Consider the following 22,367-nt stretch of genomic DNA (forward strand, 5'->3'; position numbering starts at 1 on the left):
GTTAAATTTGCGAAAATTTAACCGCACTTTTATTTTGTATAAATGATAAACACATAATAAATGTGTTTTTTATTAGCATTAATGATTAATATAAATCAATATTGATTTATATTAATCATTAATGTGATCTATCTCACAGTTTATATTAGGTAGATTAATTATACTTAGTTCAATTTTTATGATGTGAGTTGAATATGAAAAGATTAATTTTGGCAGATGATTTTACAGGAGCAAATGATACTGGAATTCAGTTCGCCAAAAATAAAATATCAGTAGACGTAGTTCTGGATATTACTAAAAATTATACAGGAAATGCAGATGTCGTCGTATTTAATACGGATAGTCGAGCTGTATCTGTGGAAGAAGCTAAACGTAGAGTAAATCAGGTTTTATCTATATATAAAGATGTTCCTATTTATAAAAAGATTGACTCAACTTTGCGAGGTAATATTGGTGCAGAAATTGAAGCTAGTTTGGATGCTATAAATGGTTCAGTAGCTTTTATTTGCTCTGCATTGCCTGAAGCTGGACGTTCAATTCAAAATGGTATGTGTTATGTGAATAATAAACCGCTTATTGATACAGAATTTGCGACTGATCCAAAAACTCCAGTTATTTCATCAAATATTAAAACGATTATTTCTGCTCAAACTAAACTTCCAGTAGTAGAAGTTATGTTAAGTGATTTACGTCAACCTATCATATTAGCTGAAAAAATTAATCAAAGTATTTTAGAACATCAGAAAGTGATTTTTTCTTTTGATGCTGTTGATACTGAGGATTTAAAAACAATTATCCATTTAGCTAATAGCATTCCTCAAGTATTACTTATTGGGTCTTCAGGTCTTGCTGGAGTGATGTCAATAGAAAAAACACAACTACCAATGCTATTTATTGTGGCATCAATGAGCGAGATAACAAATCAACAAGTAAATTATATTCGTGATGATGAAGATTACTTTATGTTTGACTTAGATATGAAAAAATTACTTTCATCTGAATCATATCATCATCTTATTGTTGAACAGGCAGTTGCACAATTTAAACTTGGTAAACATGTCATTATAAAAACAGATAGTTCAGCTGAAGCACGTAATAATATAGAAGAACTAGGCTATCAATTAGGTCTGACAAGAACTGAACTTGGTGATTATATTTGTGTGAAATTATCAGTATTAACTAAACAATTATTAGTTAAACAAAATTACCAATTATCTGCCATATTTCTTACTGGTGGTGATATCGCTATTGCGGTGGCAAGAGTATTAGGTGTGGATTCTTATCATATCGTTGGTGCGGTAGAGAGTGGTGTACCTTTTGGATATTTTCTCAACTCATTATTAAGCCATATTTCAGTGGTTACAAAAGCGGGTGGTTTTGGAACGATCTCAGTATTAAAGAATACAATTGAAATTATTAGAAATCTTATTTAAGGAGTAGTGTATGAAACCTATTTTAGGTATTACGATGGGCGATGCTGCTGGGATTGGTCCTGAGGTCATTATTAAGGCATTAGAGGATAAACGATTTATGATTTAGCACATCCTGTAGTAGTCGGTGATTTTAAAATTATGCAACGTGCATTACCGATTGTGAAATCCAATCTTAAATTACGTAAAGTAGAAGACCTTGATAATTACCAAAGTGAATTTGGTTATATTGATGTTATTGATTTAGATAACTTACCTGCTGAACTTCCCTTTGCAAAAGTTGATGCCCGTGCAGGCAAAGCCGCTTATGAATTTATTGAACGTGCCGTAGATTTAACTTTAAAAGGCAAAATTCATGCGATTGTGACCGCACCTTTGAATAAAGAAGCCCTTCATGCAGGAGGCAAAATGTTTCCGGGGCATACAGAAATCTTAGCACACCTTAGCCACACCAATGATTTTTCTATGATGCTCACCAGTGAGAAATTAAACGTAATTCACGTCACCACCCATGTTTCTATGCGTCAGGCTTGTGATTTAATCAAAAAGGAACGTGTGCTTACTGTGATTGAACTTGCTCAAGAATATACGAAAATGCTTGGTTTTGATAAACCTCGTATTGCTGTTGCAGGTTTTAATGCTCATGCAGGGGAGCATGGTTTATTTGGTAATGAAGATGAAGAAGAAATTTTGCCTGCAGTTAAAGTCGCTCAAGAAAAAGGTATTAACGTTATGGGCCCGCTCCCTCCAGATACGGTATTTCATAGAGCTGCAAATTTAGATGAATTTGATATGGTAGTAGTGATGTATCACGATCAGGGTCATATTCCAATTAAATTACTTGGTTTTGATACAGGCGTCAATGTCACCACTGGCTTACCATTTATTAGAACATCAGTTGATCACGGTACAGCTTTTGCAATCGCTGGTCAAGGCACTGCTGATAGTAGAAGTATGACCGAAGCACTATTCTTAGGTGCAAAAATGTCAAATATTAAATATTCAAATCAATAAATTAGTCAGGAGATTATTATGTTTAAACCTCAAGGTATTATTGCCCCAGTTCTTACTGCGCTAGATGATAATGAAAAATTCAATCCAGGTGCATACAGAAATTATATTAACTACTTAATTAATGCTGGTATTCACGGTATTTTTCCATTAGGGACGAATGGTGAATTCTATGGTTTCAATGAAGCAGAAAAATTAGAAATTATTAAAGTTGCGGTAGAAGCTGCAAATGGTCGAGTACCAGTATATGCTGGTACAGGTTGTGTAACCACAAAAGAAACGGTGGAATTTTCTAAAAAAGTTATAGACTTAGGTGTTGATGTGCTTTCTATCGTCTCTCCTTATTATATTGCTGTAACTCAAGATGACTTATATCGCCACTATGCAACCATTGCACAAAATGTTAATGCACCAATTTTAATGTATAACATTCCTGCACGTACAGGTAATAATATTGATGCTAAAACTATAAAAAAATTAGCACAATTTGAAAATATTATTGGTGTAAAAGATAGTAGTGGTAACTTTGATAATACACTGAAATATATTGAAAATACTGATCCTCGTTTAAGTATTATGGCAGGTAGTGACTCTCTGATTTTATGAACATTATTAGCTGGTGGTACAGGTGCAATCAGTGGGTGTTCAAATGTTTTTCCTGAATTAATGGTGTCTATTTATGAATATTGGAAACAAGGTGATTTTGAGAAAGCAAATGAAGCACAGAAAAAAATCCGTGATTTCCGTAATGTAATGCAAATGGGTAATCCTAATTCTGTAGTTAAACGTGCTGCTCAGTTATGCAACTTAGGAACAGGTCCTGCTAAAGAACCATCTAATTGTGCAAATAATCCAGTGATTGATCAGGCATTAAAAGAAGTTTTCAAATTATATGATTAATAAGAGAGTAAGCTCATGAAAATTGTTATTTCTCATCGTTTACATGATGATGGCATGAAAGTATTAGAAGATGTTAATGCACAAGTAGCAATTACCAATGATGGTAATCCAAAAGCAATGTTGCCTGAGTTATTAGATGCGGATGGTTTAATTATTCGTATTGGTTCAATCAATAGAGAAACTATGCTGCAAGCTAAAAACTTAAAAGCAATTGGTCGGCCTGGCGTTGGTGTGGATGACGTTGACGTTAAAACTGCTACTGAATTAGGTATTCCTGTTGTTATTGCTCCAGGCGCTAATACACGTTCTGTTGCAGAACATGCATTTGCTTTAATGTTTGCTTGTGCAAAAGATATAGTTCATTCAGATAAAGAAAAGCGTAATGGCAACTTTAATATTAGAAGTAGCTATAAAGCTTATGAATTAAATCATAAAACGTTAGCATTAATTGGCTATGGTCGTATTGGTTCAATTTTAGCACAAATGTCAAAAGCAATAGGTATGAATGTAAAAGTTTATGACCCTTTTGTAAAACAAGAAGCAATTGAGAAAGAAGGTTATCTCTATTGCGCTAATTTAGATGATATGATCCGTGATTCCCATGTAATTTCTATTCATGTGCCATTAACAAATGAAACAAGAAGCTTAATTGGAGAGCATGAATTTGAATTAATGAATGAGCATACTATCTTAATTAATTGTGCTCGTGGTGAAGTAATTAATGAAGAAGCACTTACGAAAGTACTACAAGAAGGAAAAATTCATAGTGCGGGGTTAGATGTATTTGCTCATGAACCAATAGATATTAATTCATCATTATTTAAATTAAATAATGTAATTGTTTCTCCGCATATGGCAGGACAAACAAAAGAGGCTGCATCAGGTGTCGCAACTATGGCAGCAGAAGGTGTTATCGCTGTAATTAATGGTGAAAGATGGTCTTATGTTTGTAATCCAGAAGTCTATAATCATCCGAGATGGAATAAATAAGGATTTAATAAAATGACATATTCTTTATTTCATACAAATAAAGTAATCGCAGGTGTGGATAGTATTCTTCAAATAGCTGATGTTGTAAAAAGCTTTGATGTAACTAATGTGGTTATCATTACTGACCAAGGTGTTTTTAATGCAGGTTTAATTAATGAACCAAAAGCATTATTAGAAAAAGCAGGTATCAATGTATATATCATTAATGATACTCCTCCTGAACCACCTGTTGATAAGGTAAATGATATTTATAAAACTGCAACACAATTCAATGCTCAAATGATCATTGGAATAGGTGGTGGTAGTGCAATGGATACTGCAAAATTAGTTGCGATTTTACTTAATAATAATGTGTTATTACGTGATGTAGTAGATGGTAAATCTAAATTTAAGAATCGTGGTATTCCTACATTAATGATACCAACTACGTCAGGTACTGGTTCGGAAGCAACACAAAACTCAATTGTATTAGTACCTGAAAGAGAACTTAAAGTCGGTATTGTTGATGAAAAAATGTTACCTAACTGTGTAATTTTAGATCCTAAAATGACTATAGGTTTACCAAAACATATTACTGCTAATACTGGTATTGATGCATTATGTCATGCAGTGGAATGTTATATTTCTAAAAAATGTAGCCCATTTACAGAAATGTTTGCATTAAAAGCAATTGAGTTAATTGCAAAAAGTATTCGTATTGCTTATAACGATGGTCAAAATCTACAAGCCCGTGAAAATATGCTATTAGGCTCATATTTAGGTGGTGCAAGTATTGCAACCTCAAGTACAGTTGCAGTCCATGCATTATCTTATCCATTAGGGGTAAATATCATATTCCTCATGGTTTATCTAATGCAATTTTATTACCTGATGTCATGAAATTTAATTTGGAAGCTTGTGTAGATAAATTTGCCATTATTGCAAAAACAATGGGGTTGAATGTTGATAATATCTCTCCTCGTGAAGCTGCTGAAGTGATGATTGAAGAACTATATGCATTAATTCGTGATTTAAATATTAAATGTGATTTAAAAGCAGTTGGCATCACAGATGAAGTATTAGATGAATTAGTAGATGCGGGCTATTCTGTGAGACGTTTATTAGATAATAATCCAAGAGAAATGACTAAACAGGATATTAAAGAAATCTATAAAAAAATTATGTAATAATTAATGAAATAGCGGTGAAGTATCATCGCTATTTTTTTATAAATTAATTGTTGTTAATAATCATAATGATTTATTTTAATCAAATTTATTAAAAATGAGAGCTTGATCTCATTTTTAATTAGTCTATTAATATAGAATTTTTTTAAATGATTTTTTTTAATCATTATGTTGAATACTAAATCTTAGATTAATAGGAGATATCACAATGAAGAAATATATCTCGGATAAAAATTTCCTAGCGGGGTTTATATTTTTCTTTGTTGCACTATTTTATTTAATTAGTGCCTTTCAAATTGAAACAAAAAATCTGGTCAGTGTTGAAGCAGATTTCATGCCTAAAATTTACGGTATATTTTTGTTAATTACTGCAGTTATATTAATGATTACATCATTTATTAAAATTCAAAAAACGAATGTTATATATGAGAATAAAGAAACAGATTGGAAGCGTATTTTTGCGGTTATTGGTCTTGTATTTATTTATGTTCTATTAATGCAGTATGTTGGATTTATTATAACTTCAATTCCATTTTTATTCTGTTTATCTTGGTTATTAACTCCATTATATATTAAGAAAAATATCATTATTTATGTAATTTTTTCTATTGTACTACCTGTTATTGCATATTTCTTATTTAGTTATTATTTGAACTTAACCATGCCTTCTGGATTCCTATTTTAAAGGAGAGATAATTTATGTTTGAGTTATTACTACAAGGAGTATCCTCCTTATTTACTACGACGGGCTTAATGTGTTTATTGGGTGGTGTATTCGTAGGTATCATTTTCGGTTCGGTCCCAGGATTATCGGCTACTATGGCATTAGCCTTATTTTTACCTATTACTTATGCGTTAGATCCTAATATGGCTGTTATTTTATTAATTGCACTTTATATTGGGGGTATATCAGGTGGTTTAATTACTGCCATATTAACAGGTATTCCTGGCACACCTTCATCAATTGCGACTTGTTTTGATGGATATCCTATGACGAAACGTAATCAAGCATTTAAAGCATTAGGCGCTGGAGTTACGTTCTCTTTTTTAGGTACGATTTTTTCAACTATTGTGTTGATTTTCCTTTCACCTGTTTTAGCTAAAATTGCAATTAAATTTGGAGCATATGAATATTTTGCAGTAGCTCTTTTCTCTTTAAGTATGCTGGTTGGTTTATCTGGCGATAATATTTGGAAAGGCCTAATCTCAGGGTTAATGGGATGTATGTTCGCAACTGTCGGTATGGATAGTATTGCTTCTGTAAATCGTTTCACATTTGGTTCAGAAGAAATTGCTTATGGTTTTGATGTGTTACCTGTATTAATTGGTTTATTTGCAATTAATGAAATTATTGCAAAAGCAGATACTGTAAAAACTGAAAAACAAAATCAACAAGTTATTACAGCAATTCGTATGGAAAAAGGTTTAGGATTCTCAGTTAAAGAATTTTTTGCTCAAACTAAGAACTTTTTTGTCTGTTCATCATTAGGTACAGGTATAGGCATATTACCTGGTATTGGCGGTGGTGCAGCTAATGTAATGGCTTATACTGTTTCTAAATCAATTTCTAAACATCCTGAAAAATATGGTACAGGTATTATGGATGGCGTTGTAGCATCAGAATCTTCTAATAATGCTGCTATTGGTGGTGCGTTAGTTCCATTATTAGCTTTAGGAATCCCAGGAGATACTGTAACTGCAATTTTATTAGGTGGTTTGACATTACATGGCATTATTCCTGGTCCACTAATGTTTACAGAAAATGTAAGTACTGTTTATGCGATTTTCGTCGCAATGTTATTTGGTTCAGTGGTAATGTTCATTATGGAATTTTATGGATTAAGATTATTTACTAAGATCTTAGCGATTCCAAAACATTTCCTCCTTCCTGCAATTTTCTTATTCTGTATCATTGGTGCATTTGGTGTAAGAAATAATTTCTTTGATGTATGGGCGACAGTATTATTCGGTATTATTGGTTTTAGTTTTTACAAATTATCGATTCCTGCAGCACCATTTATTTTAGGCTTCATCATTGGACCTTTGGCTGAATTAAATTTAAGACGAGGATTAATGTTCTCACAAGGTGACTTTACAGCATTTTTTAAAACACCAATTGCCGCAACATTTTTTGTCTTAACTGCATTAGTAATTATTTTTGCAGTGAGATCAAGAATGAAAAAACGTAACTAGAATTTCCTAAGGAGAGTTTTCTATGAAAAAAGTAATGAGTTTAATTTGTGCTGGTGTACTCGGTTTTGGTCTAGTAGGGTGTGATAAAAAATCAGAAACTGCACAAACTAGTACTTCAGATGATGGTTGGCCGAAAAAAACAATCTCTCTTGTGGTACCATTTGGTGCTGGTGGTGATACTGACTTTCATGCACGTAATTTAGCAAGCCACTTAGAGAAAGAATTAGGTACACGTATTATTGTAAATAACGTATCTGGTGCTAATGGTAATGCTGGTATGAAACAAGTTGTAGCTGCAAATCCAGATGGTTATACTGCCCTATTTTTTCATGAGTCAATGTTAACAAATAAAGCTGTTGGTTTGTCACAACAAGCTCATGAAGCATTATCGCCTGTCGCTGCAACCATTGTTGATGATTCTTATGTTATTGCTGCAAATGCAAAAAGTGGTTTAAAGAATTTAAAAGATTTAGTTGAAAAAGCAAAAGCTGAGCCAGGTAAAGTACTTTATGCATCTTCTGTTGGTGGTTACTCATACTACTTAGGTCGAGTGTTAGAACAAAATACAGGTATTGATTTTAATATTGTAGATGCTGGTGGTGGTAGTGATCGCAATGCTGCACTACTAGCAGGTAAAATTGATGTGAATGTTAACCCTTATGGCGTAATGAAGTCTTATTTTGATTCTGGTGACTTTATCGCTTTAGCTACCATTAATAACGAACGTAATAAATTATTCCCTAATGTTCCTACAGAAAAAGAACAAGGTTTTGATTGGAATGCTGAACGTTATTATTTCTTGAGTTTCCCTAAAGGTACTGATGCAAAAATAGTAGCTAAAATGGAAGCTGCAATGAAAAAAGTAGTTGAAAATGCAGATTTCCGTAAAAAAACAGAAGAGGCATATAGTGTGTCTCCAACCTTTGTTGGTACTCAAGATTTAATTAAACATCTTGATGATACATTAAAACAATTTGAAACCAATAAAGATTTAGTGAATAATTAATCTACTGAGAACAAATAACGCCTGATTTTTCAGGCGTTTTTTATATAAGAAGATGAAGTTGGGAGAGAGTATTATGTCAGTAGAAAGACAGAATGCCATTAAGTTGTTTTTAAGAAGCCATAATATGGCAACTGTTGAGCAATTAGTGAAAGTGACTAATTCGTCACCTGCAACTATTCGTCGAGATTTAATTAAGTTAGATAATGAAGGTGTAATTAATCGCACACATGGCGGTGTTAGCTTAAGAGATTTTTTTCCATATCAGCCGACAACAAATGAAAAACAATATCAGCATGTGCTTGAGAAAGAACAAATTGCTGATTATGCGGTATCATTAATTTCACCAGGTGATTCTGTATTATTAGATGCAGGGACAACAACATTATGTATTGCTAAAAAATTAGTTAATATTCCTTTGCGAGTGATCACTAACGATTTACATATTGCATTATTACTATCAGATTATAAGCAAATTGATGTAGTTGTGACTGGTGGCGCTATTGATAAAAGTAGCCAATCCTGTATTGGACAACATGGATTAGCACTTTTAAATAATATTAATCCTGATTTTGCTTTTGTGAGCTGTAATTCTTGGTCTGTTGAGAGAGGAATCACCGCTCCAACCGAAGATAAGGCAAATCTAAAAAGATGTTTGCTACAAAATGCAAAAAGAAGAGTATTGGTTGCAGACAGTAGTAAATACGGACGATGTTCTTTATTTAAAATTGCCGATTTAGATCAGCTTACAGATATCATTACAGATAGTGGATTAAATATAGAACAACAGAAATTGCTCAATGATCTCAATTTATCAGCAATTTTCGTTGATTAGATTATAGCTAATAAAAAAGTTCGGTTAAATTTTTGAAAAATTAACCGCACTTTTATTTTATACCTATCGGATACTAAGGCTTAATATCTCGCAAAATTGGATTTTGCATTGAAATTAAGGTTTCTGTTGATTGAATTTCATCAATTAGCTGAATTTTCGTCGCTAATACAGAATGAAGTTCGGCAATGGTATGGGTCATTACTTTAATGAAAATACTATAGTTACCTGTCGTATAGTAGGCTTCAACCACTTCATCAAAGGTTTCTAGTTTCTTGATAACCTTGTCATAATCTTTTGCACTTTTGAGTATAATCCCAATAAAGCAACATACATCATAACCAAGTTTACGTTCATCAATACGCACTTTTGTTCCTTCAATAATGCCTGATTGACGCATTTTTTCTACACGGACATGAATAGTCCCAGGGCTTACACCGAAATTTTTAGCCATTTCTGCGTATGGAGTTCTTGCGTCCTTGGTAAGAACTCTGAGGATTTGTTGATCTAAACTGTCAATTGTGTACATAAATGTATCCTGTTTTAGATTTTATTTAATTAAAAAGGTTGTTTTTTGTTGAATGTTTGTATTATAGCGAATTTTTAATTGAAAGTATTGAGTTTTATGTTTTTTATGTTGAATAATATGCAACAAGCATTATTTAACAATGCACCAATTACTCATTATAAGGTTTTATAAAATGAAAAAATCATTTATTTTACAGCAACAAGAAATTAGTTTCGCAAAAAATACATTCACTGAAAAATTAGCAGAACATTTAGGGGTCGTAGAGGTTCAAGGTCCTATCCTAAGCCAAGTGGGTAATGGTATTCAAGATAATCTTTCAGGAACAGAGAAAGCAGTGCAAGTAAATGTGAAGATGATCACAAATGCGACTTTTGAAGTAGTTCATTCTTTAGCCAAATGGAAACGTCATACATTAGCACGTTTTGGTTTTGCGGAAGGTGAAGGTTTATTTGTTCATATGAAAGCATTACGTCCAGATGAAGATAGTTTAGATCAAACTCACTCTGTTTATGTGGATCAATGGGACTGGGAAAAAGTTATTCCTACGGGCAAACGTAATCTTAGCTATTTAAAAGAAACAGTACGTTCAATTTATTCAGCTATCTTAGAAACTGAAGCCGCAGTTGATGCTAAATACGGTTTAAAAGCATTTTTACCAAAAGAAATTACTTTTATTCATACGGAAGATTTGCCAGCGCTTTATCCAGGTATGAACGATAAACAACGTGAGAATGCATTATGTGAAAAATATGGTGCAGTATTTTTAATTGGTATAGGTGGAGTATTGTCTGATGGTAAACCACATGATGGCCGTGCTCCAGACTACGATGATTGGACGACACCATCTAAAGGTGATTATAAAGGCTTAAATGGTGATATTTTAGTGTGGAACCCTGTATTAGGTCGTGCTTTTGAGCTTTCTTCAATGGGGATTCGTGTAGATGAAACGGCATTACGTAAACAGTTAGCAATTACTCAGGATGAAGATCGTTTAAAATTTGATTGGCATCAAGATTTAATTAATGGTCGTTTACCACTTTCCATCGGCGGCGGTATCGGTCAATCTCGTTTAGCCATGTTATTATTACAAAAACACCATATTGGTGAAGTACAATCAAGTGTATGGCCAAAACAAGTGATGGATGAGTTTGAAAATATTTTGTAATAACTTACTCATTATTTAAATAAAAAGTGCGGTTTAAATTTTAAAAATTTTTACCGCACTTTTTATATTTAGTGGTTTATTCTTCAATAAAGCTTAATGCTTGCGTAACGATTTCAATACCTGCACCTTGCTTATGTGTATTTTCACTGAGATGGCGACGCCATTGTCTTGCCCCTTTACAATTTTGAAAAGCCCCTAACATATGACGGGCGATATGGTTTAAAAAAATACCTTGAGAAAGTTGTTGCTCAATATAAGGGAGCATTTTTTCTACTGCTTCTCGTGCCGTAATAATAGGTGCGTTAGGATCAAATAATGCCTGATCAATTTTTCCTAATAAAGAAGGGTTTTGATACGCCTCACGACCAACCATTACTCCATCTACATATTGTAAGTGGGTGAGTATTTCTTCAATAGTTTTAATTCCGCCATTAATACTAATTTTTAATTGTGGGAAATCACGTTTCAGTTGATACACTCGTTCATAGTTGAGTGGTGGAATTTCTCGATTTTCTTTCGGGCTTAATCCCGATAACCAGGCTTTACGTGCATGTACAATAAATTCATTACAACCTTTGGCATGAACTTTTTCAATGAATTCACAGAGAAATTCATAACTATCAAGCTCATCAATACCAATACGTGTTTTGACTGTAACAGGAATATCTACGACTTTTTGCATTGATTCTACACATTCAGCAACGAGATCTGATTTTGCCATTAAACAGGCACCAAACATGCCGTTTTGTACACGATCAGAAGGGCAACCCACATTGAGATTTACTTCAGTATAACCACGTTCTTGTGCAAGTTTGGCACAGTGCTGTAATTGCTCTGGATCACTGCCACCTAATTGTAATGCTACGGGGTTTTCAGATAGATCAAAATCTAAATGATCATATTTTGCATAAATAATCGCAGGTGCAGTGACCATTTCGGTATAAAGCAAAGCATGCTGACTAAATTGACGATGAAAATAGCGACAGTGGCGTGTTGTCCAATCCAACATCGGTGCAACTGAGAAACGACCACGATAGAAAGTTGTTTGAGGCATAATGTTAATGACTTATTGAAGTTATATTAAAGAATTTAGTATTGATAAAGCACTAATTTGATAAAAAATAAGTTTTTTCCAATTATAAGTTAGATTGAGAATGATATATATATTTACCTATTGATTTTCATAAAATAACTTAATAAATTTAAGTGCGAAATATAATCATATACTACAAAAGGAGTATTTTATGAAATTAAATAAAGTTATGACGGCGATAGCATTTGGTCTAGGGGTAACCATGGCAAATGCAGCAGAATTACCTAATATTACTATTTTAGCAACAGGCGGTACAATTGCTGGTGGTGGTAAAACTGCTGTGAGTAGTGAATATAAAGCGGGCCAATTAACTGTACAAACTCTCATAGAAGCTGTACCAGAAATGCAGCAATTAGCAAACATTAAAGGAGAACAAGTTGTTAATATTGGTTCTCAAGATATGAGCGATGACGTATGGTTAAAATTAGCGAAAACCATTAATCAACAATGTAAAGATACAGATGGTTTTGTTATTACTCATGGAACAGATACCATGGAGGAAACTGCGTATTTCTTAGATTTAACAGTGAAATGTGATAAGCCAGTTGTTCTTGTCGGAGCGATGCGCCCTGCTACTGAAAAAAGTGCCGATGGTCCGTTAAATTTATATAATGCTGTAGTAGTGGCAACAGATAAGAAAACTGCTGGACGAGGGGTCGTTGTGGCAATGAATGACAAAGTATTAGGCGCCCGAGATGTTACTAAAACCAGTACAACAGCTGTGGAAACCTTTAATTCTCCAAATTTTGGATCATTAGGTTATGTACATAATAGTAAGGTCGATTATGAACGTTCGCCAGAAAGTAAACATACATTAATGACTCCATTTAAAGTGGATACATTAACTGCATTGCCAAAAGTTGGAATTATTTATGCCTATGCTAATATGCCAACTGAACCTCTTAAAGCTTTACTTGATGCTGGATACAAAGGCATTGTTGTTGCAGGCGTAGGTAATGGTAACATGAATGAAGCGACTTTAAATATGTTGGAAAAAGCCTCTAAAGAGGGAGTTGCTGTAGTGCGTTCTTCTCGTGTGCCTACAGGTTATACTACCCGTAATGCAGAAGTGGATGATAGCAAATATGGATTTGCCGCAGCGGGTACCTTAAATCCACAAAAAGCCCGCGTATTATTACAATTGGCTTTAAGTCAATCACATAATATTGAGCAAATTCAACAAGATTTTGAAGACTTCTAATAAGTTTAATGTGATTTCTAGAAAAATATAGAAAAGTGCGGTTTAAATTTTAAAAACTTTTACCGCACTTTTTATTTAATGCATAAAATAAACTTGCGTTAATTAAAGCTTTTCAGTATAATTGCCCAGCTCTCAATATGGGGCCATTCAATGTAATCATTTATTGAATGAGTGTTATATTATAGTAACACATAACAATGTTTCCGATTTGGAAACTAAATAGGTCTGCTGCACTTCCCTTTTATTTAGAAGTTAAAAGGTGATGGTGTCAGTTTTTTATTAGCTAAAATTATTGGAGCTCTGGTCTAATGCAGAACCAAAGAATCCGTATCCGCTTAAAAGCTTTTGATCATCGCTTGATCGATCAATCTACTGCGGAGATCGTAGAAACAGCTAAACGTACTGGTGCACAAGTTCGTGGTCCAATTCCTTTACCAACTCGTAAAGAACGTTTCACTGTATTGATTTCTCCACACGTGAACAAAGATGCACGTGATCAATATGAAATCCGTACTCACAAACGTTTAGTTGATATTGTTGAGCCAACAGAAAAAACTGTTGATGCATTAATGCGTTTAGATTTAGCTGCCGGCGTTGACGTGCAGATCAGCCTAGGTTAATTAAGAGGTTATTACAATGATTGGTTTAGTCGGTCGTAAAGTTGGTATGACTCGCATCTTCACTGAAGAAGGCGTGTCTATTCCAGTTACCGTTATCGAAATCGAAGCCAACCGCGTAACTCAAGTTAAAACTCTTGAAAACGATGGCTATACTGCTGTTCAAGTTACAACTGGCTCAAAAAAAGCAAGTCGTGTAACTAAGCCAGAAGCGGGTCATTTCGTGAAAGCAGGTGTTGAAGCTGGTCGCGGTTTATGGGAATTTCGTACTGAAGGTGAAGAATTCACTTTAGGTCAAGAAATTAATGTTGACATCTTCGCAGATGTTAAAAAAGTTGATGTTACTGGTACTTCTAAAGGTAAAGGTTTCCAAGGTGGTGTTAAACGTTGGAACTTCCGTACTCAAGATGCTACACATGGTAACTCTTTATCACATCGTGTACTTGGTTCTATTGGTCAAAACCAAACTCCAGGTCGTGTGTTTAAAGGTAAAAAAATGGCAGGACATTTAGGTGCTGAACGTGTAACTGTTCAATCACTTGAAGTTGTTCGTGTAGATGCTGAGCGTAAATTATTATTAGTTAAAGGTGCTGTTCCAGGTGCAACTAATAGTGATGTTATCGTAAAACCAGCAATTAAAGCATAAGTCTAGGAGATAGAGATGGAATTACAAGTTGTAGGTGCAAATGCACTAGCTGTTTCTGAAACTACCTTCGGACGTGAGTTCAATGAAGCGTTAATTCACCAAGTTGTTGTTGCATATGCAGCAGCTGCTCGTCAAGGTTCACGCGCTCAAAAAACTCGTGCTGAAGTGTCTGGTTCAGGTAAAAAACCTTGGCGTCAAAAAGGTACAGGTCGTGCTCGTTCTGGTGATATTAAATCACCAATTTGGCGTTCTGGTGGTATAACCTTCGCGGCTAAACCACAAGATCATATCCAAAAAGTGAACAAAAAAATGTACCGTGGTGCAATCAAAAGCATCCTTTCTGAATTAGTTCGTCAAGACCGTTTGGTTGTTGTGGAAAGATTCGAAATCGACGCACCAAAAACTAAAGTTTTAGTTCAAAAATTAAAAGATTTAGCACTTGAAGATGTGTTAATCATTACAGCAAGTTTAGATGAAAATCTATTCTTAGCAGCACGTAACTTATATAAAGTGGATGTTCGTGATGTTCAAAGTATCGACCCTGTTAGCTTAATTGCTTTCAATAAAGTGGTTGTTACCGTTGATGCTGTAAAACAAATTGAGGAGATGTTAGCGTGAGTCAACAAGAACGTTTGTTAAAAGTGCTTAAAGCACCGCATGTCTCTGAGAAAGCAACAAATAACGCTGAGAAGTCAAACACTATAGTTTTCAAAGTTGCATTAGATGCAAATAAAGTTGAGATTGCTGATGCAGTAGCTCAATTATTTGAAGTTAAAGTGGATTCTGTTCGTACCGTTGTAGTTAAAGGTAAAACTAAACGTCGCGGTGCTAAAACAGGACGTCGCAGTGACTGGAAAAAAGCTTATGTAACCCTTGCAGAAGGCCAAGAATTGGACTTCGTTGAAGGCACTACAGAGTAATAACGGAGGAGAATTAATAAATGGCTATCGTTAAATGTAAGCCGACCTCCGCTGGTCGTCGTCACGTTGTTAAAATCGTAAACCCTGAATTACATAAGGGCAAACCTTACGCACCTTTATTAGATACTAAATCTAAATCAGGTGGTCGTAATAATTTAGGACGTATCACTACCCGTCATATTGGTGGTGGTCATAAACAACATTACCGTTTAATCGATTTCAAACGTAACAAGTTAGATATCCCAGCGGTTGTTGAGCGTCTTGAATATGATCCAAATCGCTCTGCAAATATTGCTTTAGTGCTTTATAAAGATGGTGAACGCCGTTATATCTTAGCACCTAAAGGTCTTTCTGCAGGTGATGAAATCCAAGCTGGTGTAAATGTGCCTATTAAAGTTGGTAACTCATTACCAATGCGTAATATTCCAGTTGGTTCGACAGTACACAACGTTGAATTAAAACCAGGTAAAGGCGGTCAAATCGCTCGTTCAGCTGGTGCGTATGTACAAATCATCGCTCGTGAAGGTAATTATGTAACTTTACGTCTTCGTTCAGGCGAAATGCGTAAAGTATTAGCTGAGTGTACAGCTACTATTGGTGAAGTTGGTAACTCAGAACATATGTTACGTGTACTAGGTAAAGCTGGTGCTAATCGCTGGAGAGGCATTCGCCCAACAGTTCGTGGTACAGCAATGAACCCAGTAGACCACCCACACGGTGGTGGTGAAGGTCGTAACTTTGGTAAACACCCAGTAACACCTTGGGGCGTTCAAACCAAAGGTAAGAAAACTCGCCATAACAAACGTACAGATAAATATATCGTACGTCGTCGTGGTAAATAATTTAAATTAATAAGAGGATAAGCCATGCCACGTTCTCTCAAGAAAGGTCCTTTCCTTGACCTACACTTGTTGAAGAAGGTAGAGAAGGCGGTGGAAAGCGGGGATAAAAAACCAATTAAAACTTGGTCCCGTCGTTCAATGATCATTCCATCAATGATTGGTTTGACCATCGCAGTCCATAATGGTCGTCAGCACGTTCCTGTTTATGTTTCTGATGAAATGATCGGACATAAATTAGGTGAATTTGCACCGACTCGTACATACCGCGGTCACGCTGCGGATAAGAAAGCTAAGAAGTAAGAGGTAAAAGATGGAAACAATTGCAAAACATCGTTACGCTCGCACTTCAGCTCAAAAAGCTCGCTTAGTAGCGGATTTAATCCGCGGTAAAAAGGTAGCTCAAGCATTAGAAATTTTAACTTATACAAACAAGAAAGCTTCTGCTTTAGTTAAAAAAGTGCTTGAATCTGCTATCGCTAATGCAGAGCACAATGACGGTGCAGATATCGATGATCTTAAAGTAGCGAAGATTTTCGTAGATGAAGGTCCTAGCATGAAACGTGTAATGCCACGTGCTAAAGGTCGTGCAGATCGTATTTTAAAACGTACAAGCCACATTACTGTGGTTGTGTCAGATCGTTAATCGTAGAGGAATAGCAATGGGTCAAAAAGTCAATCCACATGGTATTCGCCTAGGTATTGTTAAGCCTTGGAGCTCTACTTGGTTCGCGAATACACAAGACTTCGCTGATAATTTAGACGGCGATTTCAAAGTACGTAAATTCTTAAACAAAGAATTAGCAAATGCTTCAGTTTCACGTATCACTATTGAACGTCCTGCAAAAAGCATTCGTGTTACAATTCATACAGCTCGTCCTGGTATCGTTATCGGTAAAAAAGGCGAAGATGTTGAAAAATTACGCAACGCAGTAGCTGCAATTGCAGGTGTGCCAGCGCAAATCAACATTGCTGAAGTTAAAAAACCTGAACTAGATGCTAAATTAGTAGCTGATAGTATCGCTTCTCAATTAGAACGTCGTGTAATGTTCCGTCGTGCTATGAAACGTGCAGTACAAAATGCAATGCGTTTAGGTGCTAAAGGTATCAAAGTTGAAGTTAGCGGTCGTTTAGGTGGTGCAGAAATTGCACGTTCTGAGTGGTATCGTGAAGGTCGTGTACCTCTACATACATTACGTGCGGACATCGACTATAACACTTCTGAAGCAAATACTACATACGGCGTTATCGGCGTTAAAGTATGGATCTTCAAAGGTGAAATTCTTGGTGGTATGGCTGCAATTGCACAACAACCAGAACAACAACCTGCTGCGCCTAAAAAGGCACCACGCGGCAAAGGTCGTAAGTAAGGAGAACTGTTAAATGTTGCAACCAAAACGTACAAAATTCCGTAAAGTTCACAAAGGTCGTAACCGTGGTATTGCCATTGGTACAGATGTGAGCTTCGGTACCTTCGGTTTAAAAGCAATTGGCCGTGGTCGTTTAACAGCTCGTCAGATCGAAGCTGCGCGTCGTGCAATGTCACGTGCGGTTAAACGTCAAGGTAAAATCTGGATCCGTGTTTTCCCAGACAAACCAATTACTGAAAAACCATTAGAAGTCCGTATGGGTAAAGGTAAAGGTAACGTTGAGTACTGGGTAGCCTTAATCCAACCGGGTAAAGTACTTTATGAAATGGATGGTGTTTCTGAAGAAATCGCACGTGAAGCATTTGCTTTAGCCGCTGCGAAACTTCCTATCAAAACAACATTCGTAACTAAAACGGTGATGTAATGAAAGCTCAAGAACTACGTGCAAAAACTGTTGAAGAGCTGAATGCTGAATTGGTTAACTTGTCAAGTGAGCAATTCAAATTGCGTATGCAAGCAGCTACCGGTCAGCTTCAACAAACCCACCAGTTAAAACAAGTGCGTCGTAATATTGCACAAGTTAAAACTGTACTAAACGAGAAGGCGGGTGAGTAATGACTGATAAAATTCGTACTGTGCAAGGTCGTGTAATCAGCGATAAAATGGATAAATCTTTCACAATTGCAATTGAACGCAAAGTGAAACACCCACTTTTAGGTAAATTTATCCGTCGTACTACTAAATTACACGTGCATGACGAGAACAATGAAGCAAGAATTGGTGATACTGTAGAGATTAAAGAATGTCGTCCAGTATCAAAAACTAAATCTTGGACATTAGTTCGTGTAGTTGAAAAAGCTGTTGAAGCTTAATTTCACTGCATAAAATAATAAAAAGTAAACGGTGTAATGCCGTTTACTTTTTTGTGTTGTCTATCCATAAAAAGTAGTGTTATAATACACCGTCTATCTGAATGGGTAGGTGTCGTCCCGAAAGGGTTTATTTAAATTTTAACGGAGCACTAATATGATCCAAGAACAGACTATGCTGGATGTTGCTGATAACTCAGGGGCTCGTAGCGTAATGTGTATCAAGGTTCTAGGTGGATCGCACCGTCGTTATGCTGCTATTGGTGATATCATCAAAGTTACAGTGAAGGAAGCAATTCCTCGCGGTAAAGTTAAAAAAGGTGATGTTTTAAAAGCAGTTGTTGTGCGCACCAAGAAGGGTGTTCGTCGCCCAGACGGAGCAGTTATTCGCTTCGATGGTAATGCATGTGTTATTTTAAATAATAACTCAGAGCAACCAATCGGTACTCGTATTTTTGGACCGGTGACTCGTGAACTTCGTTCAGAGAAATTCATGAAGATCATCTCTTTAGCGCCAGAAGTACTGTAAGGGAGAAGCAATCAAATGGCTGCAAAAATTCGTCAAAATGATGAAGTAATCGTTCTTACCGGTAAAGATAAAGGTAAGCGTGGTAAGGTAACTCAAGTGTTACCAAACGGTAAAGTGATTGTTGAAGGTGTTAAAATCATTACTAAACATGAAAAACCAGTTCCTACATTAGGAAAAGAAGGTGGTTTAGTGAAGAAAGAAGCTGCAATTGATGTATCAAATATTGCTATCTTCAATCCAAAGACAAATAAAGCTGACCGTGTAGGTTTTAGATTCGAAGAAGGTAAAAAAGTACGTTTCTTCAAATCTAACAATGAAATTATTTAACAAACTGGAGTAATGCGATGGCGAAACTGCATGATTACTACAGAGATCAAGTAGTTAATGAATTAAAATCTAAATTCAACTACGCATCTGTCATGCAAGTCCCACGAATCGAAAAGATTACCCTGAATATGGGTGTGGGTGAAGCATTGACCGACAAAAAACTTTTAGATAATGCAGTAGCAGATCTAACAGCAATTAGCGGTCAAAAACCTTTAATTACTAAAGCTCGTAAATCTGTTGCTGGCTTTAAAATCCGTCAGGGATATCCAATCGGTTGTAAGGTAACACTACGTGGTGAACGTATGTGGGAGTTCTTAGAACGTTTAATTACAATTGCTGTTCCACGTATTCGTGACTTCCGCGGTTTAAGTGCGAAATCATTCGATGGTCGTGGTAATTACAGCATGGGTGTGCGTGAACAAATCATCTTCCCTGAAATCGATTACGATAAAGTAGATCGTGTACGTGGTCTAGATATCACTATCACAACTACTGCTCAGAATGATGAAGAAGGTCAAGCACTACTTGCTGCCTTTAATTTCCCATTCCGTAAATAAGGCAGGTTACAATGGCTAAACAATCAATGAAAGCACGCGATGTAAAACGCGTTAAATTGGCTGAAAAATTTTATGCTAAACGTGTAGAATTAAAACGTATCATCTCTGATGAAAAATCTTCAGACGAAGAGCGTTGGGATGCAGTGTTAAAGTTACAAACTTTACCACGTGATTCAAGCCCAAGCCGTCAACGTAACCGCTGTCGCCAAACTGGACGTCCTCATGGCGTTTTACGTAAGTTTGGTTTAAGCCGTATTAAAGTTCGTGAAGCTGCAATGCGTGGCGAAATCCCGGGCCTTAAAAAGGCTAGCTGGTAATTTACCACTTTATTTTGGAATCGGAGAAAAAGCACAATGAGTATGCAAGATCCAATCGCAGATATGTTGACTCGTATTCGTAACGGTCAAGCTGCGAACAAAGTTGCGATCAGTATGCCTTCATCCAAGCTAAAAGTGGCTATTGCCAACGTATTAGCTGCTGAAGGTTATATCGAAAGCGTTAAAGTTTTAGAAGGTGCAAAACCTGAATTGGAAATTACTTTAAAATATTTCCAAGGCAAACCAGTTGTAGAAAGTATTCAACGTGTTAGCCGTCCTGGTCTTCGTATTTATAAACGTAAAGACGAATTACCAAAAGTAATGGGCGGTTTAGGTGTTGCTGTAGTATCTACATCTAAAGGTGTAATGACTGACCGTGCAGCTCGTCAAGCTGGTTTAGGCGGTGAGATCATTTGTTACGTAGCTTAATAGAGAGGTAGGAAAATGTCTCGTGTTGCAAAAGCACCTGTTAGTGTTCCTGCCGGCGTTGATGTAAAAATTGACGGTCAGCTACTAACAGTAAAAGGTAAAAATGGTGAATTAACTCGTACCATTCATAACTTTGTTGAAGTTAAACAAGATAATAATGCACTAACTTTCTCTCCTCGTAATAATGGAGTTGAAGCGAATGCACAAGCTGGTACTACTCGCGCATTAGTTAATGCAATGGTTATCGGTGTTACTGAAGGCTTCACTAAGAAGTTACAATTAGTGGGTGTTGGTTATAGAGCACAAGTTAAAGGCAACGTAGTTGCGTTAAGCTTAGGTTTCTCTCACCCAGTAGAGCATGCTTTACCGGCAGGTATCACTGCTGAGTGTCCATCTCAAACCGAAATCGTGTTAAAAGGTGCTGACAAACAATTAATCGGTCAAGTTGCTGCAGATATTCGTGCATACCGTAAACCTGAACCTTATAAAGGTAAAGGTGTTCGTTATTCTGATGAAGTGGTTCGTACGAAAGAAGCTAAGAAAAAATAATTAAGGTAACACTATGGATAAGAAATCAGCTCGTATCCGTCGTGCGGCTCGTGCCCGTCATATGATGAGAGAGCAAGGTGTAACACGTCTAGTTATTCACCGTACTCCGCGTCATATTTATGCACAAGTAATCGCACCAAACGGTTCAGAAGTGCTTGCCACAGCTTCAACAGTAGAGAAAGCAATTAGTGAGCAAGTTAAATATACCGGTAACAAAGATGCCGCAGCTGTAGTTGGTAAACTAGTAGCTGAGCGTGCATTAGCGAAAGGCGTTAAAGACGTAGCTTTCGATCGTTCTGGGTTTAAATATCATGGTCGTGTCCAATCCTTAGCGGACGCTGCCCGTGAAGCTGGTCTACAGTTCTAATAGAGGTAATTTCAGATGGCAAACATCGAAAAACAAGCTGGTGAACTGCAAGAGAAGCTAATCGCGGTAAACCGTGTATCAAAAACAGTAAAAGGTGGTCGTATCATGAGTTTCACTGCTTTAACAGTAGTGGGTGATGGTAATGGTCGCGTTGGTTTTGGATATGGTAAAGCGCGCGAGGTTCCGGCAGCGATCCAAAAAGCGATGGAAAAAGCACGTCGCAATATGATTAATGTAGCTTTACATGAAGGTACATTACAACACCCTGTTAAAGGTGTTCACACTGGTTCTCGCGTATTTATGCAACCAGCTAGCGAAGGTACAGGTATCATCGCTGGTGGTGCAATGCGTGCAGTATTGGAAGTCGCAGGTGTTCATAACGTTCTTTCTAAAGCGTATGGTTCAACTAACCCGATTAACGTTGTTCGTGCAACTATTGATGCACTAGCAAATATGAAATCACCTGAAATGGTTGCTGCTAAACGTGGTAAAACCGTTGATGAAATTTTGGGGTAATT

General features: G+C 36.1%; 29 protein-coding genes and 3 pseudogenes. 30 read left to right on the forward strand and 2 right to left on the reverse strand.

Features of this window, described 5'->3' with window-relative positions:
- Positions 1 to 194: 194 nt before the first annotated feature.
- The 9 genes and pseudogenes from HMPREF1052_RS03140 to HMPREF1052_RS03180 all read left to right on the forward strand — a co-directional run bounded on the left by HMPREF1052_RS03140 (position 195) and on the right by HMPREF1052_RS03180 (position 9,528).
- Positions 195 to 1,433, forward strand: coding sequence for a four-carbon acid sugar kinase family protein (locus HMPREF1052_RS03140; protein WP_005759635.1), 1,239 nt, complete (start codon positions 195 to 197; stop codon positions 1,431 to 1,433).
- 10 nt (positions 1,434 to 1,443) lie between these two features.
- Positions 1,444 to 2,444: pseudogene (gene pdxA, locus HMPREF1052_RS03145) on the forward strand (4-hydroxythreonine-4-phosphate dehydrogenase PdxA).
- Between the two features lie 18 nt (positions 2,445 to 2,462).
- Positions 2,463 to 3,341: pseudogene (locus tag HMPREF1052_RS03150) on the forward strand (dihydrodipicolinate synthase family protein).
- Positions 3,342 to 3,356: 15 nt separating this feature from the next.
- Positions 3,357 to 4,331: a hydroxyacid dehydrogenase gene (locus HMPREF1052_RS03155; protein WP_005759623.1), complete on the forward strand. Its 975-nt coding sequence runs from the start codon at positions 3,357 to 3,359 to the stop codon at positions 4,329 to 4,331.
- 12 nt (positions 4,332 to 4,343) lie between these two features.
- A pseudogene (locus HMPREF1052_RS03160) lies at positions 4,344 to 5,497 on the forward strand (iron-containing alcohol dehydrogenase).
- Positions 5,498 to 5,705: 208 nt separating this feature from the next.
- Positions 5,706 to 6,182, forward strand: coding sequence for a tripartite tricarboxylate transporter TctB family protein (locus HMPREF1052_RS03165; RefSeq protein ID WP_005759636.1), 477 nt, complete (start codon positions 5,706 to 5,708; stop codon positions 6,180 to 6,182).
- A gap of 14 nt (positions 6,183 to 6,196) precedes the next feature.
- Positions 6,197 to 7,690 (forward strand): tripartite tricarboxylate transporter permease, encoded by a 1,494-nt coding sequence (locus HMPREF1052_RS03170; protein ID WP_005759652.1) that lies wholly within the window; start codon positions 6,197 to 6,199, stop codon positions 7,688 to 7,690.
- A 22-nt stretch (positions 7,691 to 7,712) separates the two neighbouring features.
- On the forward strand, positions 7,713 to 8,696 hold the full coding sequence (locus tag HMPREF1052_RS03175) for a tripartite tricarboxylate transporter substrate binding protein (protein ID WP_005759614.1): 984 nt from the start codon (positions 7,713 to 7,715) through the stop codon (positions 8,694 to 8,696).
- A gap of 73 nt (positions 8,697 to 8,769) precedes the next feature.
- Positions 8,770 to 9,528, forward strand: coding sequence for a DeoR/GlpR family DNA-binding transcription regulator (locus HMPREF1052_RS03180; RefSeq protein WP_040596233.1), 759 nt, complete (start codon positions 8,770 to 8,772; stop codon positions 9,526 to 9,528).
- Positions 9,529 to 9,601: 73 nt separating this feature from the next.
- Here HMPREF1052_RS03180 and asnC read toward each other — a convergent pair whose 3' ends face one another.
- Positions 9,602 to 10,054 (reverse strand): transcriptional regulator AsnC, encoded by a 453-nt coding sequence (asnC, locus tag HMPREF1052_RS03185; protein WP_005759648.1) that lies wholly within the window; start codon positions 10,052 to 10,054, stop codon positions 9,602 to 9,604.
- Between the two features lie 172 nt (positions 10,055 to 10,226).
- Between asnC and asnA the strand changes: the two genes are divergently transcribed.
- Positions 10,227 to 11,219, forward strand: a complete 993-nt coding sequence (gene asnA, locus HMPREF1052_RS03190) for an aspartate--ammonia ligase (RefSeq protein ID WP_005759603.1) — start codon at positions 10,227 to 10,229, stop codon at positions 11,217 to 11,219.
- A gap of 76 nt (positions 11,220 to 11,295) precedes the next feature.
- Here asnA and dusA read toward each other — a convergent pair whose 3' ends face one another.
- Positions 11,296 to 12,273 carry a tRNA dihydrouridine(20/20a) synthase DusA gene (gene dusA / locus HMPREF1052_RS03195; protein WP_005759622.1) on the reverse strand — a complete coding sequence of 326 codons (978 nt, stop codon included), beginning with the start codon at positions 12,271 to 12,273 and terminating at the stop codon, positions 11,296 to 11,298.
- Positions 12,274 to 12,463: 190 nt separating this feature from the next.
- Here dusA and ansB point away from each other — a divergent pair, with 190 nt between their 5' ends.
- The 20 genes from ansB to rpsE all read left to right on the forward strand — a co-directional run bounded on the left by ansB (position 12,464) and on the right by rpsE (position 22,365).
- A complete protein-coding gene (ansB, locus tag HMPREF1052_RS03200; RefSeq protein WP_005759588.1) occupies positions 12,464 to 13,513 on the forward strand; it encodes an L-asparaginase 2 in 1,050 nt (349 codons plus the stop codon).
- A 308-nt stretch (positions 13,514 to 13,821) separates the two neighbouring features.
- Complete coding sequence (gene rpsJ / locus HMPREF1052_RS03205) at positions 13,822 to 14,133, forward strand: 30S ribosomal protein S10 (protein ID WP_001181005.1); 312 nt, start codon at positions 13,822 to 13,824, stop codon at positions 14,131 to 14,133.
- Between the two features lie 16 nt (positions 14,134 to 14,149).
- Entirely contained in the window at positions 14,150 to 14,776 is a 627-nt protein-coding gene (rplC, locus tag HMPREF1052_RS03210) for a 50S ribosomal protein L3 (RefSeq protein ID WP_005759592.1), read from the forward strand.
- A gap of 15 nt (positions 14,777 to 14,791) precedes the next feature.
- The gene (rplD, locus tag HMPREF1052_RS03215; protein ID WP_005759627.1) at positions 14,792 to 15,394 is read left to right on the forward strand and encodes a 50S ribosomal protein L4; all 603 of its coding nucleotides are present in this window, start codon (positions 14,792 to 14,794) and stop codon (positions 15,392 to 15,394) included.
- Positions 15,391 to 15,696 (forward strand): 50S ribosomal protein L23, encoded by a 306-nt coding sequence (gene rplW, locus HMPREF1052_RS03220; RefSeq protein WP_005759606.1) that lies wholly within the window; start codon positions 15,391 to 15,393, stop codon positions 15,694 to 15,696. Before rplD ends, rplW begins: the two co-directional genes overlap by 4 nt.
- A gap of 20 nt (positions 15,697 to 15,716) precedes the next feature.
- Positions 15,717 to 16,538 carry a 50S ribosomal protein L2 gene (gene rplB, locus HMPREF1052_RS03225; protein ID WP_005759619.1) on the forward strand — a complete coding sequence of 274 codons (822 nt, stop codon included), beginning with the start codon at positions 15,717 to 15,719 and terminating at the stop codon, positions 16,536 to 16,538.
- Between the two features lie 24 nt (positions 16,539 to 16,562).
- Positions 16,563 to 16,838, forward strand: a complete 276-nt coding sequence (rpsS, locus tag HMPREF1052_RS03230) for a 30S ribosomal protein S19 (protein ID WP_005539416.1) — start codon at positions 16,563 to 16,565, stop codon at positions 16,836 to 16,838.
- 10 nt (positions 16,839 to 16,848) lie between these two features.
- A complete protein-coding gene (gene rplV, locus HMPREF1052_RS03235; protein ID WP_005539363.1) occupies positions 16,849 to 17,181 on the forward strand; it encodes a 50S ribosomal protein L22 in 333 nt (110 codons plus the stop codon).
- A gap of 16 nt (positions 17,182 to 17,197) precedes the next feature.
- Complete coding sequence (gene rpsC, locus HMPREF1052_RS03240) at positions 17,198 to 17,905, forward strand: 30S ribosomal protein S3 (protein ID WP_005759657.1); 708 nt, start codon at positions 17,198 to 17,200, stop codon at positions 17,903 to 17,905.
- Between the two features lie 13 nt (positions 17,906 to 17,918).
- On the forward strand, positions 17,919 to 18,329 hold the full coding sequence (rplP, locus tag HMPREF1052_RS03245; RefSeq protein WP_005759634.1) for a 50S ribosomal protein L16: 411 nt from the start codon (positions 17,919 to 17,921) through the stop codon (positions 18,327 to 18,329).
- A complete protein-coding gene (gene rpmC / locus HMPREF1052_RS03250) occupies positions 18,329 to 18,520 on the forward strand; it encodes a 50S ribosomal protein L29 (RefSeq protein WP_005759637.1) in 192 nt (63 codons plus the stop codon). Before rplP ends, rpmC begins: the two co-directional genes overlap by 1 nt.
- Entirely contained in the window at positions 18,520 to 18,777 is a 258-nt protein-coding gene (gene rpsQ, locus HMPREF1052_RS03255; RefSeq protein ID WP_005759643.1) for a 30S ribosomal protein S17, read from the forward strand. Before rpmC ends, rpsQ begins: the two co-directional genes overlap by 1 nt.
- Before the next feature lie 154 nt (positions 18,778 to 18,931).
- Positions 18,932 to 19,303, forward strand: a complete 372-nt coding sequence (rplN, locus tag HMPREF1052_RS03260) for a 50S ribosomal protein L14 (RefSeq protein ID WP_005759632.1) — start codon at positions 18,932 to 18,934, stop codon at positions 19,301 to 19,303.
- Positions 19,304 to 19,318: 15 nt separating this feature from the next.
- Positions 19,319 to 19,630, forward strand: a complete 312-nt coding sequence (rplX, locus tag HMPREF1052_RS03265) for a 50S ribosomal protein L24 (protein WP_005759638.1) — start codon at positions 19,319 to 19,321, stop codon at positions 19,628 to 19,630.
- Between the two features lie 17 nt (positions 19,631 to 19,647).
- Positions 19,648 to 20,187, forward strand: a complete 540-nt coding sequence (gene rplE, locus HMPREF1052_RS03270; RefSeq protein ID WP_005759594.1) for a 50S ribosomal protein L5 — start codon at positions 19,648 to 19,650, stop codon at positions 20,185 to 20,187.
- Positions 20,188 to 20,198: 11 nt separating this feature from the next.
- A complete protein-coding gene (rpsN, locus tag HMPREF1052_RS03275; protein ID WP_005759628.1) occupies positions 20,199 to 20,504 on the forward strand; it encodes a 30S ribosomal protein S14 in 306 nt (101 codons plus the stop codon).
- 36 nt (positions 20,505 to 20,540) lie between these two features.
- Positions 20,541 to 20,933: a 30S ribosomal protein S8 gene (rpsH, locus tag HMPREF1052_RS03280; RefSeq protein WP_005759599.1), complete on the forward strand. Its 393-nt coding sequence runs from the start codon at positions 20,541 to 20,543 to the stop codon at positions 20,931 to 20,933.
- Positions 20,934 to 20,948: 15 nt separating this feature from the next.
- Positions 20,949 to 21,482, forward strand: coding sequence for a 50S ribosomal protein L6 (gene rplF, locus HMPREF1052_RS03285; RefSeq protein WP_005759604.1), 534 nt, complete (start codon positions 20,949 to 20,951; stop codon positions 21,480 to 21,482).
- A gap of 13 nt (positions 21,483 to 21,495) precedes the next feature.
- Positions 21,496 to 21,849 (forward strand): 50S ribosomal protein L18, encoded by a 354-nt coding sequence (gene rplR, locus HMPREF1052_RS03290; RefSeq protein ID WP_005759611.1) that lies wholly within the window; start codon positions 21,496 to 21,498, stop codon positions 21,847 to 21,849.
- Between the two features lie 15 nt (positions 21,850 to 21,864).
- The gene (gene rpsE, locus HMPREF1052_RS03295; protein ID WP_005759617.1) at positions 21,865 to 22,365 is read left to right on the forward strand and encodes a 30S ribosomal protein S5; all 501 of its coding nucleotides are present in this window, start codon (positions 21,865 to 21,867) and stop codon (positions 22,363 to 22,365) included.
- The last annotated feature ends 2 nt before the right edge of the window (positions 22,366 to 22,367 follow it).

This window comes from Pasteurella bettyae CCUG 2042, from assembly GCF_000262245.1.
In the GTDB taxonomy this organism is placed as follows: domain Bacteria; phylum Pseudomonadota; class Gammaproteobacteria; order Enterobacterales; family Pasteurellaceae; genus Basfia; species Basfia bettyae.

Coding starts and splice junctions, on each gene's coding strand:
- HMPREF1052_RS03140 (WP_005759635.1), top strand. CDS start 195: ATGAAAAGATTAATTTTGGCAGATGATTTTACAGGAGCAAATGATACT.
- HMPREF1052_RS03155 (WP_005759623.1), top strand. CDS start 3,357: ATGAAAATTGTTATTTCTCATCGTTTACATGATGATGGCATGAAAGTA.
- HMPREF1052_RS03165 (WP_005759636.1), top strand. CDS start 5,706: ATGAAGAAATATATCTCGGATAAAAATTTCCTAGCGGGGTTTATATTT.
- HMPREF1052_RS03170 (WP_005759652.1), top strand. CDS start 6,197: ATGTTTGAGTTATTACTACAAGGAGTATCCTCCTTATTTACTACGACG.
- HMPREF1052_RS03175 (WP_005759614.1), top strand. CDS start 7,713: ATGAAAAAAGTAATGAGTTTAATTTGTGCTGGTGTACTCGGTTTTGGT.
- HMPREF1052_RS03180 (WP_040596233.1), top strand. CDS start 8,770: ATGTCAGTAGAAAGACAGAATGCCATTAAGTTGTTTTTAAGAAGCCAT.
- asnC (WP_005759648.1), bottom strand. CDS start 10,054: ATGTACACAATTGACAGTTTAGATCAACAAATCCTCAGAGTTCTTACC.
- asnA (WP_005759603.1), top strand. CDS start 10,227: ATGAAAAAATCATTTATTTTACAGCAACAAGAAATTAGTTTCGCAAAA.
- dusA (WP_005759622.1), bottom strand. CDS start 12,273: ATGCCTCAAACAACTTTCTATCGTGGTCGTTTCTCAGTTGCACCGATG.
- ansB (WP_005759588.1), top strand. CDS start 12,464: ATGAAATTAAATAAAGTTATGACGGCGATAGCATTTGGTCTAGGGGTA.
- rpsJ (WP_001181005.1), top strand. CDS start 13,822: ATGCAGAACCAAAGAATCCGTATCCGCTTAAAAGCTTTTGATCATCGC.
- rplC (WP_005759592.1), top strand. CDS start 14,150: ATGATTGGTTTAGTCGGTCGTAAAGTTGGTATGACTCGCATCTTCACT.
- rplD (WP_005759627.1), top strand. CDS start 14,792: ATGGAATTACAAGTTGTAGGTGCAAATGCACTAGCTGTTTCTGAAACT.
- rplB (WP_005759619.1), top strand. CDS start 15,717: ATGGCTATCGTTAAATGTAAGCCGACCTCCGCTGGTCGTCGTCACGTT.
- rpsS (WP_005539416.1), top strand. CDS start 16,563: ATGCCACGTTCTCTCAAGAAAGGTCCTTTCCTTGACCTACACTTGTTG.
- rplV (WP_005539363.1), top strand. CDS start 16,849: ATGGAAACAATTGCAAAACATCGTTACGCTCGCACTTCAGCTCAAAAA.
- rpsC (WP_005759657.1), top strand. CDS start 17,198: ATGGGTCAAAAAGTCAATCCACATGGTATTCGCCTAGGTATTGTTAAG.
- rplP (WP_005759634.1), top strand. CDS start 17,919: ATGTTGCAACCAAAACGTACAAAATTCCGTAAAGTTCACAAAGGTCGT.
- rpmC (WP_005759637.1), top strand. CDS start 18,329: ATGAAAGCTCAAGAACTACGTGCAAAAACTGTTGAAGAGCTGAATGCT.
- rpsQ (WP_005759643.1), top strand. CDS start 18,520: ATGACTGATAAAATTCGTACTGTGCAAGGTCGTGTAATCAGCGATAAA.
- rplN (WP_005759632.1), top strand. CDS start 18,932: ATGATCCAAGAACAGACTATGCTGGATGTTGCTGATAACTCAGGGGCT.
- rplX (WP_005759638.1), top strand. CDS start 19,319: ATGGCTGCAAAAATTCGTCAAAATGATGAAGTAATCGTTCTTACCGGT.
- rplE (WP_005759594.1), top strand. CDS start 19,648: ATGGCGAAACTGCATGATTACTACAGAGATCAAGTAGTTAATGAATTA.
- rpsN (WP_005759628.1), top strand. CDS start 20,199: ATGGCTAAACAATCAATGAAAGCACGCGATGTAAAACGCGTTAAATTG.
- rpsH (WP_005759599.1), top strand. CDS start 20,541: ATGAGTATGCAAGATCCAATCGCAGATATGTTGACTCGTATTCGTAAC.
- rplF (WP_005759604.1), top strand. CDS start 20,949: ATGTCTCGTGTTGCAAAAGCACCTGTTAGTGTTCCTGCCGGCGTTGAT.
- rplR (WP_005759611.1), top strand. CDS start 21,496: ATGGATAAGAAATCAGCTCGTATCCGTCGTGCGGCTCGTGCCCGTCAT.
- rpsE (WP_005759617.1), top strand. CDS start 21,865: ATGGCAAACATCGAAAAACAAGCTGGTGAACTGCAAGAGAAGCTAATC.